A 19,424-nucleotide genomic window follows, 5' to 3' on the forward strand; every position below is an offset into this window, starting at 1 on the left:
CCAGAGTGCGGGTAGGAGCGCGGCATGGCTGAGGCGGTGATCGATTCCGGCGCGGCCCAGCACTCGCTCAAGCGGGTGATCGGGCGCCGGGTCCTGTTGCTCTTCGTGGTCGGCGACATCCTCGGTGCGGGGATATACGCCCTGGTGGGGAAGGTCGCCGGATATGTCGGCGGCGCTCTGTGGCTGCCGTTCCTGGTGGCCTTCGTGCTGGCCGCACTGACCGCGACGGCCTACGCCGAACTCGTCGGGAAGTATCCCCAGGCCGCCGGGGCCGCGCTGTACACGAACAAGGCGTTCAACATCCCCTTCCTGACCTTCGTCGTGGCCTTCGCGGTGCTGATGAGCGGGATCACCTCGGCGAGCGCGGCGGCGCGCGCGTTCGGCGGCAAGTACCTCGGGGAGTTCGTCACCCTGCCGGTGATGACCGGGGCGTTCGTCTTCCTGGGGCTGGTGACGCTGGTGAACTTCGCGGGCATCTCCGAGTCCATCAAGGTCAACGTGGTCCTGACCGTCATCGAGGCGTTCGGGCTCGTGGTGATCATCGTGATCGGGATCTACGCGTTGCTGTCCGGGGAGGGCGAGCCCGCCCGGGCCCTGGAGTTCCACCCGGCGAACGGCGCCTTCCTCGGTGTCCTCGGCGGTACGGCGCTCGCCTTCTACGCGTTGCTCGGCTTCGAGGACTCGGTCAACCTGGCCGAGGAGTCGAAGAATCCGCAGCGCGACTACCCCAGGGCGCTCTTCGGTGGTCTGGCGGTCGCGGCGCTGATCTATCTGGCGGTGGCGTTCACCGCGACGATGCTGGTGGACGCCAAGACCCTGACCAGTTCGACGGGCCCGCTCCTTGAGGTCGTCAAGGTCGCGGGCCTGGCGTTCCCGCCCAAGCTGTTCGCGCTGATCGCGCTGCTGGCGGTCGGCAACACCGCGCTGATCAACATGATCATGGCCTCACGCCTGGTGTACGGCATGGCCCGAGAGGGCATCGTGCCGAAGGTCTTCGCCTCGGTGCACTCGACCAGGGCGACGCCCTGGGTGGCCGTCCTGTTCACCACCGCGATCGCGGCGGTGCTGGTCGCGACCGGCGATGTCGGCGATCTGGCCGACACGACGGTGCTGCTGCTGTTGCTGGTCTTCGCGCTGGTCAACGTGGCCGTGCTCGTGCTGCGCAAGGATCCCGTGGGCCACGACCACTACCGGGCGCCCAGTTGGATGCCGGCGCTCGGCGCGGTTGTCTGCCTTGTGCTCGCGCTGCCGATCACGGGGCGCGGCGCCGACGTCTACGTGCGGGCGGGTCTGCTGCTCGTCGTCGGGGTGGTGCTCTGGTTCGTCAACAGGTTGTTCCTGTCAGAACGGGAGCGCTCGTCCTGAGGGGGTGCGCAGGTCGAGAGAGACGGGCTGACGTGGCGGCCGAGGCCTTTGGGTGATTCTTATACGTTTCATGTCAGACTCCCTCTTTATTGGAGTTTGGGAGAGAGTACGACATTCCAAGGGCGATTTGGGGTGTCCATGGGTGATCGAATTTGTTTCGAGCTGCCCGGAGAGTGAAAACGGAGCATTCTCCGGATCGTGGACGGGCCGGGAAGTCCGATGGGGCAGGGGATGCGCACGCCGGTCCCCGGTCTGAAGATCACGGCGAGGCGACAGGTAAAACTTGAAGCCGGAAGGAACGGACTCAGCGTCTGAGGACGAAATCGTCCTCGTCGTCACCGACGCCGACCGAGCCGACCGCCCACAGCGTGGCCGTACCGGGCACCCGGGTGACACCCGTCCTGGTGACGTGGTCACTGTCCTCGTACTGCTGGTCGGGACGGCGGGGACGCAGGAGCGGGCCGTACTCGCGTGTCCACGCCGTGCCGTCGAAGCGGAGCATGAGCGCCTGCCCCGGATGGTCGGCGTCCACCCCGCTGATCCACACCTCGCCGGGACCGGAGGCGGTGACGCCCTGCAGGGCACCGCGGGCGACCGGCACCTCGGCCCTGGCCCACCGGGTCCCGTCCCAGTGCAGGACCAGCGGCTGCCCCTGCCTGATCCGGGCTCCGTCCCGTACGGCCCCGGCGGGCGCGACCTCGCCGACCGCCCACACGTCGGACGGGGAGACCTGCCAGACCCGCCGCAGCGTGCCACCGGGGATGGCGGGTGTCCGCGACCGCTCCCAGCGGTCGGGGGAGCCGTGCCAGACCAGCGGTGTGCCGTCCTGGGCCGCTCCGACCGCCCAGACGTGCCCCTGCCTGGCGGTGACCGCCTCGAAGGTGCCGCCGCCGGTGGGCACGTTGCGGAAGGCCGTGCCGTCCCACCGGATCAGCACCCCGCCGGACGGGCCGTTCCCGGTGAACCACGCTGTGCTCCCTGTGCCGCCCGTGGCGGCGACGTCCGTCAGCCGGTAGTCCTCCGCGACGCCGAAGGGCCGCCGCGCCGTCCAGCGCCGCCCGTCCCAGCGCGCGGCGAACGCGTTCACCCCGTTGCCCGCGACCCAGACGTCCCGGGGACCGGCCACGCTGACGCCCGTCAGGTGGTTGACGTCGTGATCGTTCAGCCCGGTGACCTCGCGCCATCTCACACCGTCCCACCTGGTCACGGCGGGAGTGCCCTCCCGGTCCTCGGCGCCCCGCTGGTAGCCGACCGCCCACACCTCACGCGGCCCGGCCGCCGCCACGTCGAGCAGCGCGGAGCTCGCCGCCAGCTGGGCGGGCCTGACGGCCTTCCAGGCGGGGGAGACCGGCGACGGGTTCCGCTGCGCCGTACGGCTCGGCGGCGGTGCCTGGGACGCGGTGGGGGACGGCTCGGGGGGATGCGCGCCGCAGGAGGCCATCAGGGTCACCCCGGCGAGCACGAGCGTGACAGAGCGTAGACGTCCCATGCGGGCATCCTCCCTCAGAGTGCCCTCCGGACGGTGCCGATCCTGAATAGACCTGTCAGCCCTGGGCACCCTGACAGGGCGAGCGAGGACGCGTTCTCCGCCGCCTGGGCCGGGGGCGAGGCACGTCAGACGGGACGGTGGGGCAACAGGGGGGATGCGTCCGGCGGCATGGCCGCCGGGCTCACGGAGGGACCCGTTCCGTGTGAGACAGTTACACGGCTGGGAGAGGTTCGGTACAGAAGGTTGATGATGTTCGCGGGAAAAGAGCCGGAGCCGAGTTTCAGCGCCACGTCCGGGCTGCACGGTACGACGCTCGTGGTGCGGGTGAGCGGGGAGCTGGACCACTACCACACGCCGTTGCTGCGTGCGGAGCTCGGCAGGGCGTGGGAGCTCCTGCAGTCGCCGACCCTCATCCTCGACCTGTCGGCTCTGACGTTCTGCGACTCCTCCGGCATCGGTGAACTGCTCCAGGCCCGTCACCAGGGCCAGCTCGCGGGAGTACGGCTCATCCTCACCGGTGTCCAGGGAAACCTGGCCCGCAGGCTCAACCTGGCGGGCCTGACCCAGGTCTTCGAGGTCTTCCCCTCCGTCGCCGACGCCCTTGAGGCGGCCTGACCGGAGGTTCACGGTGTCCTGATCCGTCCGGTGCGAGGCCCGTACGGCCCTGCCGGGGCCGGGGTGACGGCCGGTAGCGTCGGCGTCGTGGCTGATGAGGGGACCGGAAGTACCGGCAGGGTCGTGGTGCTGGTCCTGCCCGAGGTGAACCTGCTCGACCTGGCGGGTCCGGTGCAGGTGTTCGACACCGCCGCGTTTCTCGGCGCGGGATACCGGATCGAGCACGTCGCCGACGCCGAGCGGGTGGCGACCGCCCAGGGGGTGAGCCTCGCGGGGCTCGGCGCCCTGCCGCAGGTCGCGGCCGGTGATCTGGTGCTGGTCCCGGGCCCCAGGCTGCGTGAGCACCGCGAGCCGTACGTCTCGGAGACCGTGGTCGGCTGGCTGCGTGCGGCGGCCGCCACGGGGGCGCGGCTGGCGTCGGTCTGCACCGGCGCGGTGGCGCTGGGCGAGGCGGGCCTGCTGGACGGGCGCCGCTGCACCACGCACTGGTCGCTGGTCGAGGCGATGCGCGCCAGATACCCGGCGGCGAGGGTGCAGGAGGCGGTGCTCTACGTCCACGACGGCCCGGTCAGCACCAGCGCGGGCGTCTCGGCAGGGGTCGATCTGGCGCTCTCGCTGGTCGAGCGGGACCACGGCCCGGCCCTGACCACGGCCGTCGCCCGCGAACTGGTGGTCTACCTGCGCAGGGACGGCGCGGGGGAGCAGATCAGCCAGTTCCTGAGGCACCGGTCGCACCTGGACTCCGCCGTCCACCGGGTGCAGGACCATCTCGCGGGGAGCATCGACGCCGCGCACACCCTGGCCGAACTGGCCGAGGTGGCGAACCTGTCCCCCCGGGGGCTCAGCCGGGCCTTCACCGCGGCGACCGGGATCACCCCGCTGGAGTACCGGCAGCGGCTGCGGCTCGAACGCGCCATGTCCCTGCTGCGCGAGACCAGCCTGCCGGTCGACGCCGTGGCCGTCCGGTGCGGCTTCCGCGAGGGACGGCACTTCCGCCGCCTGTTCAAGGCCAGGTACGGCGGGCCGCCCTCGGAGTTCCGGCGGGAAACCGGCTGACCGTCCGGGTTCTTCTCGTTCCCTTTCTTCCGCCGTCACGCGGCGTTCTCGTTCTTCTCGTTCCCGGTTCCCGATCGGGCCGGGACCCCTCACACCTCAGGAGTTTCCGCATGCCTCAACGCGCCAGATTGCTCGTACGGATAGTCCTTTTCATCGCCATCTGGGGTGTTCTCGTTGGTGGAACATGCGCGGCCGGGGTCGTGGTCTCCATGCGGGACAGCTACCCGGGGGCCCCGCGAGCCGTACCCGGGAAGCCTCCGGCGGGAGAGGCGCCGCAGGGACGGATCAAGGTCGCGGTCGTGGTCGGGACGAGCGGTTCGGTGACCACCGACGTGCTCGGGCCGTACGAGGTCTTCGCCCGCTCCGATCGGTTCCTCGTCCGCACGGTGGGCGCGCGCAGGGAGCCGGTCCCGTTGTCCGGCGGCCTGCGCCTGCTGCCCGACCGCACGCTTGAGGAGGCGGAGACCGGGGACGCGGTGCCCGACGTGGTCGTGGTTCCGGCCGTGGTCGACCCCGAGGGTGAGGCCGAGGCGCCGCTGCGCGCCTGGATCGCCCGTCGGGCCGCCGCGGGCGCCCGGATCCTGGGCGTCTGCGCGGGCTCCCGGCTGGTCGCGGCCGGTGGCCTGCTCAGGGGACGCGCCGCGACCTCGCACTGGGGGGTCATCGGCGCTCTCCGGAGTGACTATCCGGACACCCGCTGGGTTCAGGGCAGACGTTACGTCGAGGACGGCCCGGTCACCACGACCGCGGGTGTGACCTCCGGCGTCGTCGGCGCGTTGCGGCTGGTCGAACTGCTGGCGGGGGAGGCCGAGGCCCGGCGTGTCGGCGCCGAGGTCGGTTATCCCGGCTGGTCGCCCGGCGCCTCGACCGTGATCCCGGCCGACGAGCCGGCTCTGGCGGACCTGCCCTACGCGCTCAACGCGGCCTTCCCCTGGTTCCGGCCGGTCGTCGGCATCGGGCTGAACCCGGGGGCCGGTGAGATCGACGTCGCCGCGGCGTTCGAGATCTACGCGGGAGGCTCCTTCGCGGCCCACGCGGTCGCGCTCGCGGGCACCCCTGCGGTCACCACCCGGCACGGCGTGACCCTGGTGGCCGAACCGGCGGACGGTACGGCGCCGGCCCTCTCCCGGCTGGTCGTCCCCGGCGTCGGCGCGGCAGGGCAGGTCGATCCCGCGCTCACCCGTCTGGCCGCCGGGCGTGGGCTGGCCGTCGAACTGCCGCACGCGGGGCGCGCCGCCGCCGAGTCCGGCTTCGACCCGGTACTGCGCGACCTGGCCGTCCACACCGACGTGGCCACCGCCCGCGCGACCGCGAAGTACAACGAGTACCCCGTCGAGCACCTCGCGTTGACCGGTCCCGCCTGGTCGTGGCGGCCGACGCTGTTGTTCCTGCTGACCGTGGCCGGTGCCGGGCTCATCGCCCATGTCTCCCTCCGTTCCCTCCGTCGTCGCCGTACCGGGCCCTGACCGGAGGGCGGTCGTCACATCGGGGGGTCGCCGGGGGCGTCGCCGAAGACGTCCCGCTGGGCGATGGACAGTGCCGTGAACAGGGCGCCGTTGAGGATCGCGTTGCCCTCGACGGTGCCCGCGCGGACCTGGGTGGGGACCGGTGAGAGCGTGTCGAGGTGCTCGCCGACCCGCGCGGCCAGTTCCTCACCGCCGGAGCGGCCCGTCTCCCCGCCGAGGACCACGAGTCCCGGGTCGAGGACGGCGACCGCGGTGAAGGCCATCCGGGCGATCCTGGCGGCCAGGGTGTCCTGGTCGAGCCCGGCGGCGGCCTTGGCGTCCAGCAGGTCGCAGAAGGAACCCTCGGGGAAGCCGAGCGGCGTGATCTCACCCGCGCCACCTGAGGCGCCCCTGCGCAGCCTCCCGCCGAGGGTGACCGCCGCGCCCACGGCGTCGTCGAGCCAGAGCAGCACGAAGTCCTCGCGTCCCTGCGCGGAACCGGCGCGGTGCTCGGCGACGGCGGCGAGGTTGACGTCGTTCTCCAGGTCGATCCGCGCGTCGATCCTGCGGCGCAACGTCTGGAGCAGGTGCGGCTGCCAGCCGGGCACGCCGTTGTCCACGGCCAGTTCGCCGCTGTGCGGGTCGACCATCCCCGGCACGCCGAGGACGACGGCGTGCAGGCTCCGGGAACCGGCCGCCTCGGCGACGGCGTCGGCGACGACCCCGGCCAGGGGGGTGGCCGCCCTGGCGTGCTGGGGGTAGGTGGGCGAGGCGATCAGGGCTCCGTTCCCGGGGCCGATCTCGCGGCTCGCCGAGCCGACCGGGCTTCCGGTGATGTCGGAGACGGTCACGGTGACCGTGTCACGCCGTATGTCGGCTCCGGCCACGTGGGCACGGCCGGCCACGATGCCGTACAGGCGGGCGTTCGGCCCCCGGCGTTCGTCGCCGCTCTTGCCGACGACCTCGATGAGCCCGTTGGTCTGCAGGCGTTCGATGAGGTCGGACACGGTCGGGCGGGACAGCCCGGTGAGCGCCCGTAGCTGCGGGGCGGTCAGCGTTCCGTGTTCGAGCAGCAGGTCCAGGGCGAGGCGGTCGTTGATCGCCCTGGCCATCTGCGGAGTCGCGGTCCTCATTTATCCCCTTTTAATCAGGAAGCCTGCCTGTTAGTTTCTCACACCATGCGCAACGACAATCAACGCGCCCGCATCGCGGTCGCGGCGGTGTTCGCCGTCCACGGGGCGGTAGCGGGAAGCATGGCGACCCGCGTCCCGTGGCTGCAAGACCATCTGAGTCTCGATCCCGCCGCACTGGGGATCGCCCTGTTCTGTCCTGCGGTGGGGGCTTTCGTGGCGATGCCGATGGCCGGCCGCCTCGTCCACCGCATCGGCGGGCGCGCCGCCACGAGGATCCTGCTCGCCCTGTGGTGCGTCGCCCTCGCGATCCCCTCCCAGGCCCCCGGGTTCGTCTGGTTGTGCGCGATCTTCCTGGCGTACGGCGCGGCGGCGGGCACGTGCGACGTCACCATGAACGCCCAGGGGGTGATCATCGAGCGGCGCCTGGGACGTTCGATCATGTCGGGGCTGCACGGCATGTGGAGTGTGGGCAGCCTGGCCGGTGCCGGGATCGGGGTCGTCGCCGCCCAGGCCGGAATCGACGCGCGCCTGCACCACGGCGCCGTCGCGCTCGTCCTGCTGGTCGTCGGCCTCGTGGCGAGCCGCGGCCTGCCGGACGTCCGCCCTGAGCCGGGTGAGCAGGCACCGCCCCGCTTCGCCGTACCCTCGCGGGCCATCCTGGCGATCGGCGCGGTCGGGTTCTGCGCGACCTTCGCCGAGGGAGCGAGCATGAACTGGTCGGCCGTCTACGTCACGGACGTCACCGGGGCGGGGCCGGGCATGGCCGCCGCGGCCTACGCGACCTTCGCCCTGGCCATGGCCGTGACCAGGCTGCTGGGAGATCTGATCGTCCAGCGCCTCGGGCCGGTCGCCACCGTACGGGCCGGTGGCCTGCTCGCGGTCGCCGGAGGGACGGTCATCGTCACGGCGCGCGACCCACTGCCGGGCGTCGCCGGGTTCGCGCTGTTCGGCCTGGGAATAGCCGTGATCGTGCCGCTGACCTTCGCCGCCGGAGGCAGGGCGACCGCGGCGCCGAGCCAGGGCGTCGCGGGGGTGGCGACGATCACCTACCTGTCGGGGCTGCTGGCCCCCGCGGTGACCGGCTGGGTCGCCCACCTGACGTCGCTTCCCGTCACCTTCGCCGTGCTGTCGGTGATCGTCCTGACGGCCGTCGCCACCGCGGGCGCGCTACGCCCCCGGGCCCCTCTGGGAGGCCGGACGGAGGCGGGCGCCTGAGCTCTCAGTGGGCCGCCCGCTCGGCGTAGCCGTTGATCGCTCCGGTCGCCGTGCAGGTCTGGGCTCCGGCGTCGCCGTAGGGCAAGATCCGGTAGGGCGCCCAGGCCTTCGATCCTCCCCGCCAGACCCGCGCGTACATGCAGTTGCCGTCGGGCCCCTCCCTGAGCGCGATCCCGACTGTCCTCCCCTTCTCCGTCTCCCCCTCGGCGATCTCCCGGACGACCCGCGGGTCCAGGTCCAGCCGCTGTACGGCCTCCCGGGCCTTGGCCAGGTCCGGTCTGCCGGGGAGCGTCTCCTGCAACCGCTCATACATCCGGGGAGGAAACCTGGCGTGGGCCCTGAAGCCGAGGGGAGTGGTGGCCGGGCACGTGACCTCCTTGAGGGAGACGTCCGCGAAGAAGTCGGGAAAGGCGTTGCCGGAGGCGACGGCCTCGAAGCAGCCGACGACGTCGGGAACGGCACGGAGCGTCTCACGCCTGCCCTCCCAGACCTTGATCATTCCCTTGCCGGTCACCCTGACCACGGCACGGAACGGGTCCCGCCGGGTCCGCTCGGCGACGGACAGGACCTCGACACCCTCCCGCCGGGTGATGAGGAAGCCGAGATCCTCACTCTCCTTGAACCGGGTGCCCTTCAGAGTCTCGGTCAGGGTGCCGGCCTTCGCCCAGAAGTCCGCCCGTGCGGGGTCGTTCACGCCGCACCCCGTCAGCAGGAGCGCCAGCGCGGCCAGGGGGAGGAGAAGTCGGCGCACAAGATCATGTGTATCCCACGCGGGGAAACCGGTGCGAGACCTGTGCCGGAATAGTCCCGAGACGGTCAGGGTTGGCGGTGGCATGGAACCGGTTACACGTGGGCGTGTCCGTGTGGAGCGGAGCGCGAAGAGAGTGCGGGTCCTCTTCGGGGGCAGGGTGGCCGCCGACACCACCCGGGCACTGCTGGTCTGGGAGGTGCCCTACTACCCGACCTACTACTTCCCCCGGCGGGACGTCGCCGTCGAGCTGGAGCCCAACGGCGGGAGCGCGCACTCGCCGAGCCGCGGCGAGGCGGTGCTGTACGACGTGGCGGGAGTCGCCGACGCGGCCCTCGCCTATCCGGAATCGCCCATCGAGGAACTGCGCGACCACGTGCGGTTCGAGTGGGAGGCGGCCGACGCCTGGTTCGAGGAGGACGAGGAGGTCTACGTCCATCCCCGCGACCCCTACACCCGGGTCGACGTCCTGCCGTCCTCGCGGCACGTGCGTGTCGAGGTGGACGGCGTCGTCGTCGCCGACTCCCACCACCCCAGGATCCTGTTCGAGACGGGCCTGCCGCCGCGTTACTACCTGCCGAAGACCGACGTCCGGCTCGACCTTCTCGTTCCCACCGAGACCGTGACCCGCTGCCCGTACAAGGGGGTGGCGGAGTACTGGAGCGTCAACGGCCGGCCCGACCTGGCCTGGTCCTACCGGACCCCGCTTGAGGAGAGCGGGCGTGTCGCCGGGCTCGTCGCGTTCTACGACGAGAAGGTGGACGTCTACGTGGACGGCGTCCTGCAGGAACGCCCGAAGACGAAGTTCGCCTGATCAGGCGGGCGGCAGGTCGAACGGATCGACGAGCGAGACCCCCGTCCCCTCGAAGTCCTTGACGTTGCGGGTGACCAGCGTCCAGCCGTTCACCCTGGCCGTCGCGGCGATCAACCCGTCCTCCGTGGGAATCGGCCGCACGGCGTTCAGCCGTCCCCACTCCTCGGCGACCTCGGGGGTGATCGGGGCGATGCGGTCACCGAACTGCCGCAGCAGTTCGGTGAGCCAGCGTTCCAGTACGGCGGCCTGTGCGGGATCGCTGCGCCTGCGGAGTTCGACCCCACGGCGGATCTCGCCGACGGTCAGGCCGCTGAGGTGGAGGACAGGGCCGTGCGTGGCGGCGATCCACTCTCTGACCAGGGGATTCCCGCCATGGGTGCCTCCGCCGGGATCGACTGTCCAGTCTGTCTAGACGCACATATTGGCCGCTCGGGTCAGACGGAGGCGTGCTCGCGCCGGGGAGAGGCGGTGCGGCGGCGCTCGCGCAGGATGGTCCTGAGCACGCGCAGACCGTCCCGTACGGCGTGCAGGTTGCTGACGCCGTGGATGCGGCTGCGCTCGTGGCTGGGCACCTCGCGGATCACGAGCCCGGCCTTGGCGGCGCGCACGTTCATCAGCGTCTCGATCTCGAAGCCGTCGCAGTCGAGGTTCAGGACCTCCAGATGACGCGCCCAGAAGGCGTTGTAGCCGTAACACAGGTCGGTGTAGCGGGTGCCGTAGAGACGGTTGGTGATCATCGTGAGGACGCGGTTGCCCAGGGAGCGGGTCCGGCTGATGTCGTCGGAGCCGCCGCCGGGGATGTAGCGGGAGCCCTTGGCGAAGTCGGCGCCCTCGGTCAGGGCGGTCACGAAGGCGACGATCTCCCGCCCGTCCGTCGAACCGTCGGCGTCGATCATGACGATGATGTCGCCCTTCGCGGCGGCGAACCCCTCGGTGAGGGCGTTGCCCTTGCCCCTGCCGGTCTGCGTCACGACACGTAGCCCCGGACGGAGCCTCTCGGCGACGGCGACCGTGTCGTCGGTCGAGTTGCCGTCGACCAGTATGACCTCGTCCACCCACTCCGGCAGCGTCGCGAAGACGTGCGGCAGGTTGGCGGCCTCGTTCATGGCGGGGACCACCACGCTGACACTGACGGTGAAGAGAACGCTGCTCATGGCCGCAAGGATGGCCCAGGACCCCTGCAAAGTACTTGAAGTTACCTTGAAAGGGGGACTCAAAAAAGGAGAAATTTCCCTTGAAAGGGGCTCCTAAGGGGAGAGAGGCGACGCGCTCCGCGGCCGTGACCCGTCGCTGCGGCGCGGGGCGGCCGCCGGAGGGCGGCGGTCAGAAGGGGATGTATGGCACTGAAAGGGGTCAAAAAGGGAGGGCTCTGCCCGAGGGGGTGCGCAGGTCGAGCGGAACCGGCTCACGCGGGGGCCGGGGGCGCTGGATGAGGTGGATCCTTTTCACGTTCCCGCTCCTTTCTGGGCTTGATCATCGGGTGTTACCCATGTGGAGCCCAAGAATCACCTATCGACGTATCACATGAAGCACACTGGCCACACGCTCCGCAGCCGTCGCGACGTCCTCGGCCTGACCGATACGCCCCGCCCACGAGAGCCAGAACCACCATTCGCCGTCCTCGTCGTGGGAGGCGAGGACGTCCTCCGTCATGGTGGGGGCCATCGGGTTGACCACGTGGAGGCGGGGATAAGGTCCGTGGGACGACCTCAGGTGCACCTGGAAGGAATGGGCCTCCAGCTGGGAGGCGAGCCGGCGCAGATGGTCGACGGCCTCGCCGCGCTTTGCCGTCATGTGGATCACTCCTGGCGGACGGTGTTGGCTTTAATGTGCAGAGTGCGGTTCGGGGGCATGTGAGGCAATCGGCCTTCGGGCCGGATCGGCGCCGGATCAGTGGAATACCTGGGAAAGTTGTCGCCGTTCCGTGCGTAAACCGCGAATAAAGGGAAAGCAATGCATGAGCATGCTTACGCTGTGCTTCGCTCTCGTTAATCTTGTGTAAACAGCGACGGGGAGGGCGCCGTGGCCCGAGGTGAACATTCTCCCGCGTGTGCGCGCCGCTGGCGTGAGCAGGCCGGTTCCGAGCAGTGGACGCCATGGCAGACGGCGCAGGCCATCCACGGTTGCTGCGGGGTCAGCCTCCTGAAGGCCCACCGGCTGGCCAGGGGGTGGTCGGCCAGGCAGGCCGTACAGGAACTTGAGGAGATGTGCCTGCGCCAGGACCTGGGGGAGGCCCGGGCCAACATCGACCTCCTCAACGCCTGGGAGAACAAGCGCGCCCGTCCCCGCCCGCAGACCATCGACCTGTTGGCCCGGCTCTACCGGGCCAACGCCGTACGGCTCGGCCTGGCGGGTGACTACTGCGACGACGAGAGCGAGGCCAGGGTCGTCGTGCTCTCCGGGGGTGAGGGGCGCCAGCCGTACCGGGCCGAGGAACGGCGCGAGGGCGACGGCGCGGCTGACGGCAGGAACGACATGGAACGGCGGGCGCTGTTCCACCACGCGCTGCTCGGCTCCCGCTTCGTGATGAACGGGCGGCTGCTGGCCGAGGTCGAACGGACCCGCCAGGAGCTCGACCGCACCCTCGCCCGCGCCACCGTCACCGAGGACCAGCTCGACGCGCTCGACGAGCAGGTGCTCCGCTACCGCCGCGAGTACATCACCAGTGCCCCGCTGCCGATGCTCTACCGGCTGATGCTCGAACTGTGCGACGTGCGCGCGCTCGTCACCGCCCGCCAGCCCGCGATGGCCCAGCGCCGCCTGCTGAGCGCGACCGTGATGCTGGCGTTGCTCTCCGCGGACGCGCTGATGAAGCTCGGCGACACCCGCCAGGCCCACGCCTGGTACGGCACGGCGCGCACCGCCTCCGACGACATGGGTGACCTGCGGCTGCGAGCCCTGGTCAGGGCGCAACAGGCGATGCTGCCCTACTACTACGGGGACCTCGCCGAGACCGTACGGCTCGCCAGGGAGGCAAGGACACTCGCGGGGAACGCGCCCAGCTCTCCGGCGGCCCTCGGGGCGGCGGCCGAGGCGCGGGCACTGGCCAGGCTCGGCGAGCACAAGGCCGCCAGGGCGGCGCTGGCCGAGGCGGAGCGGATCTTCGCCAGGATGCCTCCCGAGGGGCACGACCACCTGGCCTTCCGCTTCTCCGAACGCCGCCTGCAGTTCTACCGGATCGGCACGCTGATCGAGCTGGGGGAGGAGGTCGACTGGACGCCGGGTCCCTCCGGGGCCTACACCATCGACCCGGTGCTGCTCCTGCTCGACCAGGCCGCGCACATGGCCCGCGGGGGCAAGGCCGACGACGCCTGCCACCTGGCCGAGAAGGCCCTGCTCCAGGTGCCGCCGGAGCACCGCACCTCCATCGTGCTCAGCCGCGCCAGGGTGGTGCTGTCGGAGGTGCCGGAGGGCAGGCGCAGAGCCGCGGCGGTGCGCCGCCTGACTGACCTGGTCGTCGATGCCCTGCCGGTGAGCTGATGGGCCCGCTCGCGGAGGGGGCGTTCCGGGTCCTGCGCGAGGTCTGCGAGGATCTCGGGATCGATCACCGGGACGCCGAACTCCTTCGTGTGCGAAGCAACGCCGTCTTCAAGCTGCGCGGCGGGATCGTGGTCAGGATCGCCACCGCGCCGAACGCGCGGACCAGGCTTCCACTGGTGCTCGCGGTCGCCCGCTGGCTCGCCCAGCAGGGCTTTCCCGCGGTGCGTCCCGCCGACGAGATCTCCGAGCAGCCGGTGACCCACGAGGGCGGCGTCGTGACCTTCTGGCACTACGTGCCCGCGAGCGGCCGTCCGACGACCACCGAGCTGGGAGAGATCCTGCGCAGCCTGCACCTGCTGCCGGTGCCCCCGGTGGCGTTGAAGCGCTTCGCCGATCCGCTGGCCGAACTGCGGGTGACGGTCGACGGGTCGGCGGTGCTCACCCCCTGCCAGCGGGCCTGGCTGCGCGACCGCATCGCCGAGCTCTCCGAGCGCTGGGCGGGGCTGGACATGGACGGCTCGCCGGTGCTGCTGCACGGGGACGCCTGGATCGACAACCTGCTGCGCTGCACGGACGGTCACGTGGTGCTGTGCGACTGGGACGGCGTCGCGGTCGGACCCCGTGAGTGGGACCTGGTGCACACCTACCACGGTCAGCGCCGGTTCGGGCTGAGCGCGGCCGAGGTGGACGCCTTCGCCGACGCCTACGGCAGTGACCTGCGCTCCTGGCCGGGCTACTCGACGCTCATGGAGATCCGGGACATGTACGCCGTGGGCATCCACATCCGCAACGCCGGGGCCGACCCGTTCTCCCGCAGCGAGCTGCCCCGCAGGCTCGACTCCCTCACCCGAGGTGAGCAACACACCCGGTGGTACATGTCGGAACCGGCTACTGTCTCCCCCTAAAGATCATGATTTGGGGGACATGTCATGCCGAAAGTCACGCTGCACAACACCTTCCATGTGCGTAACACCCCGGCGGCGCTCCGGGCGCACCTGAGCCAGCCGCAGAGCTACGTGGGGCTCTCGCCGCTGGTGGTCGCGGTCAGGGACGTCAGCACGGTGGACGGGGAGACGCGCTACGTCTCGGTCGAGCGGCTCAGGCTGCTCGGTCTCGTCAGGTACGAGAGCCTGGTGAAGGTGACGCTCAGGAGCACTCCGGAGACCGTCGAGGGGGAGGCCGCGGGTCCCGGCGGGGTCAAACTCGGCTACCGGTTCACCCTGCGAGACCGGGACGGCGGGACCGAGGTCGAGGACAGGCTCGTGGTGCAGGCCTGGAACCGTACGCTGCTGGGCCGGGCGGCGCGGAGGGCGCGCGAGGCGCAGCTCGCGCGTGCCGGGGTCCTCGTCTCACGCCTGGGCTGAGCCGGTCTCCGGGATCCTCACCGGGTCCTCATAGGGTCCTATGAGGACCTTCGTGGAGTCGTGGGTACTCATGGGTCTCATGCGGTCCTCGCGGGGTCTTTTGTGGGGGCGGAGCCGGGGTGCGGGATCAGTGCGTTCCGCGCCTGCCCAGGCCCGAGGGCTTCAGGGTGTTCGTCCATGAGATGCCCGGCTCGACCTCGCCGGGATCCACCGGTTCTCCCATGCCGGAGCCGGGCCCGGTGGCGGGGGCGGCGGTGGAGACAGGGGCGGAGGCGGCGGGGACGGCGGCGAGGGCGGGCAGGGGCGCGAGCGCCGCGAGGGCGACTCCCAGGGCGGTGACGGACAGGGCGCGGGCGGGTCTGTTCCCAGGGCGCATCATCACTCCATGAAAAATAGTCCGAAGGTGGAAAAACGCCGCGACATGCTTCCGGGCGCGAGTTCAATACTCCCCTGGTGCTCTTCTTGGTAAACGACACGCAGCCCGTATCAATGTTCGAGTAAAGTGCCACAATTGGCGTGAAAAATAATGATATTTCGTGAATTTTCGTGATGATGCGGCCTTTTCTGGGCGGTCCTCCGAGTTCGTCGGCCATGACCCTCGCGCCCATCGGTGTGACACCGCGGCCCGGAAGGATCGGGATGTCCCCGGGGGAGGGCGGGCTCGGGAAGGCCGGAGTTGACAGCGGTATACGGCCACCCGTCAAGTGATTCGGGTGGGCGATCTAATGTCTTATGGGGCATGCCGCCGGGGATTTGTCGCTTTCCGCTGAGTCGTCCGGGGGCATGCCTGCCCGGTGGCCGTGAGGGGCGCCAGTACCTTTCAAGCATGACCACCATCGCTGTCACAGGAGTAACCGGCAGGCTCGGCGGGCGTGTCGCCGCCAGGCTCGCCGCCGCGGGGACCGGCCAGAGGCTCGTCGTCCGCGATCCCGCCCGCGCGCCCCGGTTGGACGGGGCCCAGGTCGCGCGGGCGGACTTCGCCGACGGGGAGGCCGCGCGCCAGGCCCTCGACGGGATCGAGACCCTGCTCATGGTCTCGGCCTCCGAGGCCCCCGACCGCGTCGCCCAGCACCGGGCCTTCGTGGACGCCGCGGTCGCCGCGGGCGTCGGCCACCTGGTGTACGTCTCCTTCTACGGAGCCGCCCCCGACGCCACGTTCACCCTCGCCCGCGACCACTGGGCGACCGAGGAGCACATCCGGGCCACGGGGGTGCCGTTCACGTTCCTGCGGGACAACATGTACGCCGACCTGCTGCCCCTGATGGCCGGTCAGGACGGTGTGCTGCGCGGTCCCGCGGAGGACGGGCGGGTGTCGGTCGTGGCCCTCGACGACATCGCCGACGCCGCCGTCGCGGTCCTGGGCTCACCCGGCGAACACGCGGGCGCGACGTACGACCTGACCGGCCCCGAGGCGATCACCCTTGAGGAGGCCGCCGCGATCATCACCGAGGTCACCGGGCGTCCCGTCACCTACCACCGGGAGACCGTCGAGGAGGCCTACCGTTCCAGGGCGCACTACGGCGCCCCCGACTGGGAGGTCGACGCGTGGGTCTCGACCTACACGGCCATCGCCAAGGGTGAGCTGGCCGGGGTCGGCGACGCCGTACCGCGGCTGACGGGGCATCCGGCGACCCCGCTGGCCACCGCGCTGGCCCGCTGAGTCCCGTGGTTCCCTCGGGAGGGGGTTCGCCCCCTCCCGAAATAGATAAGCAACTTATATAAGTCGGTGATACAGTCCTGCCGTGTCGCCGCACGAGTCATCGGACGGCCTCGACGTCGAGGCCCTCGCCCTCGCCGTGGAGAGGTTCACGGGAGTCTTCATCCGCCTCGCCTCCGTTGAGCGGATGAGCTTCACCACGCTGGGGGTGCTGCACACCCTGGCCGGCAGAGGGCCGTTGCGCCTGTCGGAGCTGAAGGAGAGCGAACAGGTCACCCAACCTGCGATCACCCAGCTCGTCACCCGTCTCGAACGCGACGGCCTGGTCAGGCGGCGGCCCGACCCGACCGACGGCCGGGCCGTGCTCGTGCACATCACCCCCGCGGGCGCCGAGATCGTCCACAGCCGCCGCGAGAACCGGATCGCCAGGCTCGCCGAACTGGCCCGGCACCTGGACGCCGGGCAGCGACGGGCGATCGCCGAGGCGCTGCCCGCGCTGTCGGAGATGTCCGCCCTCGCCGTACGGCCGCCGGACGAACCGCCGCCCGCCGCCGGTGACCGGTGAAAGGAACCGCATGATTCCCCTCGAACCGACCCCGATCCACGTGCCCGACCAGGTCCTGGACGACCTGAGGGTACGGCTGAGCCTGACCCGCCCACCGCTGGAGGAGGACGGCGACTGGTCCTACGGCGTCCCCCGCGGCTACCTGAACGAGCTGGTCACCTACTGGCGCGAGGAGTACGACTGGCGGGAGGCCGAGGCCGCGATCAACGCCTACGAGCACTACCGGGTGACCGTGGACGGCACCCCGGTGCACTTCATGTACAAGGCGGGGGCAGGACCCCGGCCGGTTCCGCTGATCCTCACCCACGGCTGGCCGTGGACGTTCTGGCACTGGTCGAAGGTCGTCGACCGGCTCGCCGACCCCGCGGCCTTCGGCGGCGACCCGGAGGACGCCTTCGACGTCATCGTGCCCTCCCTGCCCGGGTTCGGGTTCTCCGGTCCGCTCCCAGGGAGCCACGACGTCAACTTCTGGAAGGTCGCCGACCTGTGGCACAGCCTCATGACCGGTGTCCTCGGCCACTCCAGATACGCCGCAGGCGGGTGCGACATCGGCGCCCTGGTCTGCGGTCAGCTCGGCCACAAGTACGCCGCCGAGCTGTACGGCATCCACATCGGCTCCGGCCAGAAGCTCACCCTCTTCAACGGCGACCGGGCCTGGGACCTCGCCCAGGGCGCGCCCATCCCCGAAGGGGCGCCCGACTCCGTCCGCGAGCGGATCCTCGCCCTCGACCGGCGCTTCGCGGTGCACCTGGCCGTGCACATGCTCGACTCAGGCACCCTCGCCCACGCGCTGAGCGACTCACCCGCGGGCCTGCTGGCCTGGCTCCTGGAACGCTGGACGGCCTGGAGCGACAACGGCGGCGACGTCGAGACCGTCTTCGACCGGGACGACCTGATCACGCACACGATGATCTACTGGGTCAACAACGCGATCGGCGCCTCGATGCGCTACTACGCCAACGCCAACCGTCACCCCTGGGCGCCCTCCCACGACCGAGAACCCGTCGTCGAGGCCCCGACCGGCATCACCTTCGTCGGCTTCGAGAACCCGCCCGGTGTCACCACCGACCGGCGGGTGCGCTCCTTCCTCGACGGCGACAGGGCGGGCTGGTACAACCACGTCAACCTCACCGTCCACGACCGGGGCGGTCACTTCATCCCCTGGGAGATCCCCGGCGCCTGGGTCGACGACCTGCGCCGCACCTTCCGCGACCGCAGGCCCTGAGGCCCGTGCCCGGCACGGGCCCGGGACCGTGCGACGGTACGGCTCAGCCCTCGATCAGTGCCATGCTCGGGTAACGATCACCCTTGACGCTGTCCGGGGGCACGGCCGCGTCGAGCGCGGCGAGCTGGTCGGCGGTCAGGGTGACGTCAACCGACGCCGCGTTCTCCTCCAGATAACGCAGCCGCTTGGTGCCGGGGATGGGGATGACGTCCTCACCCCGGCCCAGCAGCCACGCCAGGGAGAGCTGGGCCGGAGTGCAACCGGCCTCCTCAGCGATCTTGCGGACCTCGGCGGCGAGCTCCTCGTTGCGCGAGCCGTTCTCCCCGGCGAAGCGGGGGAGATACCTGCGGAAGTCGTCGTCGGGAAGCCGGTCGCCCGTGCCGAGGCCGCCGAGCAGTCCCCTGCTGATCGGAGAGTAGGCGACGAGCGCGACGCCGAGCTCCCTGGCCGCGGGCAGGATCTCCGTCTCAAGGCCCCGGGTGAACAGCGAGTACTCACTCTGCAGCGCGGCGATCGGGTGCGTGGCGTGGGCCCTCCTCAGGGTGTCCGCGCTCACCTCCGACAGGCCGATCCGGCCGACCTTGCCCTGCGCGACCAGCTCGGCCATCGCCCCGACGGTGTCCTCGATCGGCACCTGCGGGTCACGGCGGTGCAGGTAGTACAGGTCGATGTGGTCCACGCCGAGCCTCCTGAGCGAGGCCTCGGCCGCCTGCCTGACGTAGGCGGGGCTGCCGTCGACCCCGCGCTCCTCGCCCTCCCCTCTGACGACGCCGAACTTGGTGGCCAGCACCACCTCGTCCCTGCGGCCCCTGATCGCCCGGCCGACCAGTTCCTCGTTGTGGCCCCTGCCGTACATGTCGGCGGTGTCGAGGAAGTCGATCCCCAAATCGAGCGCGCGACGGATGACCGCGACCGACTCGGACTCGTCGGCCTGACCGTAGAATTCCGACATCCCCATGCAGCCGAGTCCGATGGCCGAGACCTCCGGGCCGTTCTGACCAAGACGACGCCTGTTCATGTGAACTCCTGTGCCCTGTAGAAGTCGATCAAGTGATCGAGGCCCCTGTGTTCGGGGCGGCCCCGGTGTCCCACGATGTCTCTTCGAGCGCGCTCAAGGTCAAGTCCCGGGTGGCCCCGACCCCACCCTGAGGAGGGCTACCCTGATGAGGTCTGCCCTACCCTGGGTGGTCTTCTCCCAGTTCAGCGCCCTGGGGTGACGAACGGCCCCCTGAAGGTAACCCCACCCCGCCCCG

General features: G+C 70.8%; 20 protein-coding genes. 12 read left to right on the top strand and 8 right to left on the bottom strand.

Features of this window, described 5'->3' with window-relative positions; genetic code table 11:
• The first annotated feature begins 24 nt into the window (after positions 1–24).
• Positions 25–1,365: an APC family permease gene (locus ACIBVQ_RS17020; protein WP_399178390.1), complete on the top strand. Its 1,341-nt coding sequence runs from the start codon at positions 25–27 to the stop codon at positions 1,363–1,365.
• Between the two features lie 304 nt (positions 1,366–1,669).
• Here the strand turns inward: ACIBVQ_RS17020 and ACIBVQ_RS17025 are convergent, their stop codons facing one another.
• Positions 1,670–2,854 (bottom strand): hypothetical protein, encoded by a 1,185-nt coding sequence (locus ACIBVQ_RS17025; protein ID WP_399178391.1) that lies wholly within the window; start codon positions 2,852–2,854, stop codon positions 1,670–1,672.
• A gap of 246 nt (positions 2,855–3,100) precedes the next feature.
• Here ACIBVQ_RS17025 and ACIBVQ_RS17030 point away from each other — a divergent pair, with 246 nt between their 5' ends.
• The 3 genes from ACIBVQ_RS17030 to ACIBVQ_RS17040 all read left to right on the top strand — a co-directional run bounded on the left by ACIBVQ_RS17030 (position 3,101) and on the right by ACIBVQ_RS17040 (position 5,991).
• The gene (locus ACIBVQ_RS17030; RefSeq protein WP_352010548.1) at positions 3,101–3,469 is read left to right on the top strand and encodes an STAS domain-containing protein; all 369 of its coding nucleotides are present in this window, start codon (positions 3,101–3,103) and stop codon (positions 3,467–3,469) included.
• Between the two features lie 87 nt (positions 3,470–3,556).
• Positions 3,557–4,525, top strand: a complete 969-nt coding sequence (locus tag ACIBVQ_RS17035) for a helix-turn-helix domain-containing protein (protein WP_352010549.1) — start codon at positions 3,557–3,559, stop codon at positions 4,523–4,525.
• 209 nt (positions 4,526–4,734) lie between these two features.
• Positions 4,735–5,991 (top strand): DJ-1/PfpI family protein, encoded by a 1,257-nt coding sequence (locus ACIBVQ_RS17040; protein WP_399178394.1) that lies wholly within the window; start codon positions 4,735–4,737, stop codon positions 5,989–5,991.
• 14 nt (positions 5,992–6,005) lie between these two features.
• On the opposite strand, the gene ACIBVQ_RS17045 is transcribed toward ACIBVQ_RS17040, so the two are convergent.
• Positions 6,006–7,103: an ROK family transcriptional regulator gene (locus tag ACIBVQ_RS17045; protein ID WP_362909157.1), complete on the bottom strand. Its 1,098-nt coding sequence runs from the start codon at positions 7,101–7,103 to the stop codon at positions 6,006–6,008.
• A 45-nt stretch (positions 7,104–7,148) separates the two neighbouring features.
• Between ACIBVQ_RS17045 and ACIBVQ_RS17050 the strand changes: the two genes are divergently transcribed.
• Positions 7,149–8,318, top strand: a complete 1,170-nt coding sequence (locus ACIBVQ_RS17050; RefSeq protein ID WP_399178396.1) for an MFS transporter — start codon at positions 7,149–7,151, stop codon at positions 8,316–8,318.
• A 4-nt stretch (positions 8,319–8,322) separates the two neighbouring features.
• Here the strand turns inward: ACIBVQ_RS17050 and ACIBVQ_RS17055 are convergent, their stop codons facing one another.
• On the bottom strand, positions 8,323–9,069 hold the full coding sequence (locus ACIBVQ_RS17055) for a hypothetical protein (protein ID WP_399178398.1): 747 nt from the start codon (positions 9,067–9,069) through the stop codon (positions 8,323–8,325).
• Positions 9,070–9,202: 133 nt separating this feature from the next.
• Between ACIBVQ_RS17055 and ACIBVQ_RS17060 the strand changes: the two genes are divergently transcribed.
• Complete coding sequence (locus ACIBVQ_RS17060; RefSeq protein ID WP_352010554.1) at positions 9,203–9,880, top strand: DUF427 domain-containing protein; 678 nt, start codon at positions 9,203–9,205, stop codon at positions 9,878–9,880.
• Here ACIBVQ_RS17060 and ACIBVQ_RS17065 read toward each other — a convergent pair whose 3' ends face one another.
• From ACIBVQ_RS17065 to ACIBVQ_RS17075, 3 genes are all read right to left on the bottom strand, one after another.
• Positions 9,881–10,240: a type II toxin-antitoxin system VapC family toxin gene (locus tag ACIBVQ_RS17065; RefSeq protein WP_399178600.1), complete on the bottom strand. Its 360-nt coding sequence runs from the start codon at positions 10,238–10,240 to the stop codon at positions 9,881–9,883.
• 74 nt (positions 10,241–10,314) lie between these two features.
• Complete coding sequence (locus ACIBVQ_RS17070) at positions 10,315–11,034, bottom strand: glycosyltransferase family 2 protein (protein ID WP_352010556.1); 720 nt, start codon at positions 11,032–11,034, stop codon at positions 10,315–10,317.
• A gap of 355 nt (positions 11,035–11,389) precedes the next feature.
• Complete coding sequence (locus ACIBVQ_RS17075) at positions 11,390–11,674, bottom strand: hypothetical protein (protein ID WP_352010557.1); 285 nt, start codon at positions 11,672–11,674, stop codon at positions 11,390–11,392.
• 228 nt (positions 11,675–11,902) lie between these two features.
• On the opposite strand from ACIBVQ_RS17075, the gene ACIBVQ_RS17080 reads away from it, so the two are divergent.
• From ACIBVQ_RS17080 to ACIBVQ_RS17090, 3 genes are read left to right on the top strand one after another with little or no spacing between them, the layout of a single operon-like run.
• Positions 11,903–13,360 carry an XRE family transcriptional regulator gene (locus ACIBVQ_RS17080; RefSeq protein ID WP_352010558.1) on the top strand — a complete coding sequence of 486 codons (1,458 nt, stop codon included), beginning with the start codon at positions 11,903–11,905 and terminating at the stop codon, positions 13,358–13,360.
• A complete protein-coding gene (locus ACIBVQ_RS17085; protein ID WP_352010559.1) occupies positions 13,360–14,265 on the top strand; it encodes an aminoglycoside phosphotransferase family protein in 906 nt (301 codons plus the stop codon). The genes ACIBVQ_RS17080 and ACIBVQ_RS17085 overlap by 1 nt, the downstream gene beginning before the upstream one ends.
• A gap of 24 nt (positions 14,266–14,289) precedes the next feature.
• Positions 14,290–14,724, top strand: a complete 435-nt coding sequence (locus tag ACIBVQ_RS17090; protein ID WP_399178401.1) for an SRPBCC family protein — start codon at positions 14,290–14,292, stop codon at positions 14,722–14,724.
• Positions 14,725–14,851: 127 nt separating this feature from the next.
• Here ACIBVQ_RS17090 and ACIBVQ_RS17095 read toward each other — a convergent pair whose 3' ends face one another.
• Positions 14,852–15,103, bottom strand: coding sequence for a hypothetical protein (locus ACIBVQ_RS17095; protein ID WP_399178403.1), 252 nt, complete (start codon positions 15,101–15,103; stop codon positions 14,852–14,854).
• A gap of 447 nt (positions 15,104–15,550) precedes the next feature.
• Here ACIBVQ_RS17095 and ACIBVQ_RS17100 point away from each other — a divergent pair, with 447 nt between their 5' ends.
• The 3 genes from ACIBVQ_RS17100 (at position 15,551) to ACIBVQ_RS17110 (ending at position 18,171) form a co-directional block, all read left to right on the top strand.
• Complete coding sequence (locus tag ACIBVQ_RS17100; RefSeq protein WP_399178405.1) at positions 15,551–16,384, top strand: SDR family oxidoreductase; 834 nt, start codon at positions 15,551–15,553, stop codon at positions 16,382–16,384.
• 82 nt (positions 16,385–16,466) lie between these two features.
• A complete protein-coding gene (locus ACIBVQ_RS17105) occupies positions 16,467–16,946 on the top strand; it encodes a MarR family transcriptional regulator (RefSeq protein WP_352010563.1) in 480 nt (159 codons plus the stop codon).
• Positions 16,947–16,956: 10 nt separating this feature from the next.
• Positions 16,957–18,171 (top strand): alpha/beta fold hydrolase, encoded by a 1,215-nt coding sequence (locus tag ACIBVQ_RS17110; protein ID WP_362773621.1) that lies wholly within the window; start codon positions 16,957–16,959, stop codon positions 18,169–18,171.
• A 43-nt stretch (positions 18,172–18,214) separates the two neighbouring features.
• Here ACIBVQ_RS17110 and ACIBVQ_RS17115 read toward each other — a convergent pair whose 3' ends face one another.
• Complete coding sequence (locus tag ACIBVQ_RS17115; RefSeq protein ID WP_386186852.1) at positions 18,215–19,189, bottom strand: aldo/keto reductase; 975 nt, start codon at positions 19,187–19,189, stop codon at positions 18,215–18,217.
• Positions 19,190–19,424: the final 235 nt, after the last annotated feature.

Source organism: Streptosporangium sp. NPDC049376 (assembly GCF_044466505.1).
GTDB lineage: Bacteria > Actinomycetota > Actinomycetes > Streptosporangiales > Streptosporangiaceae > Streptosporangium.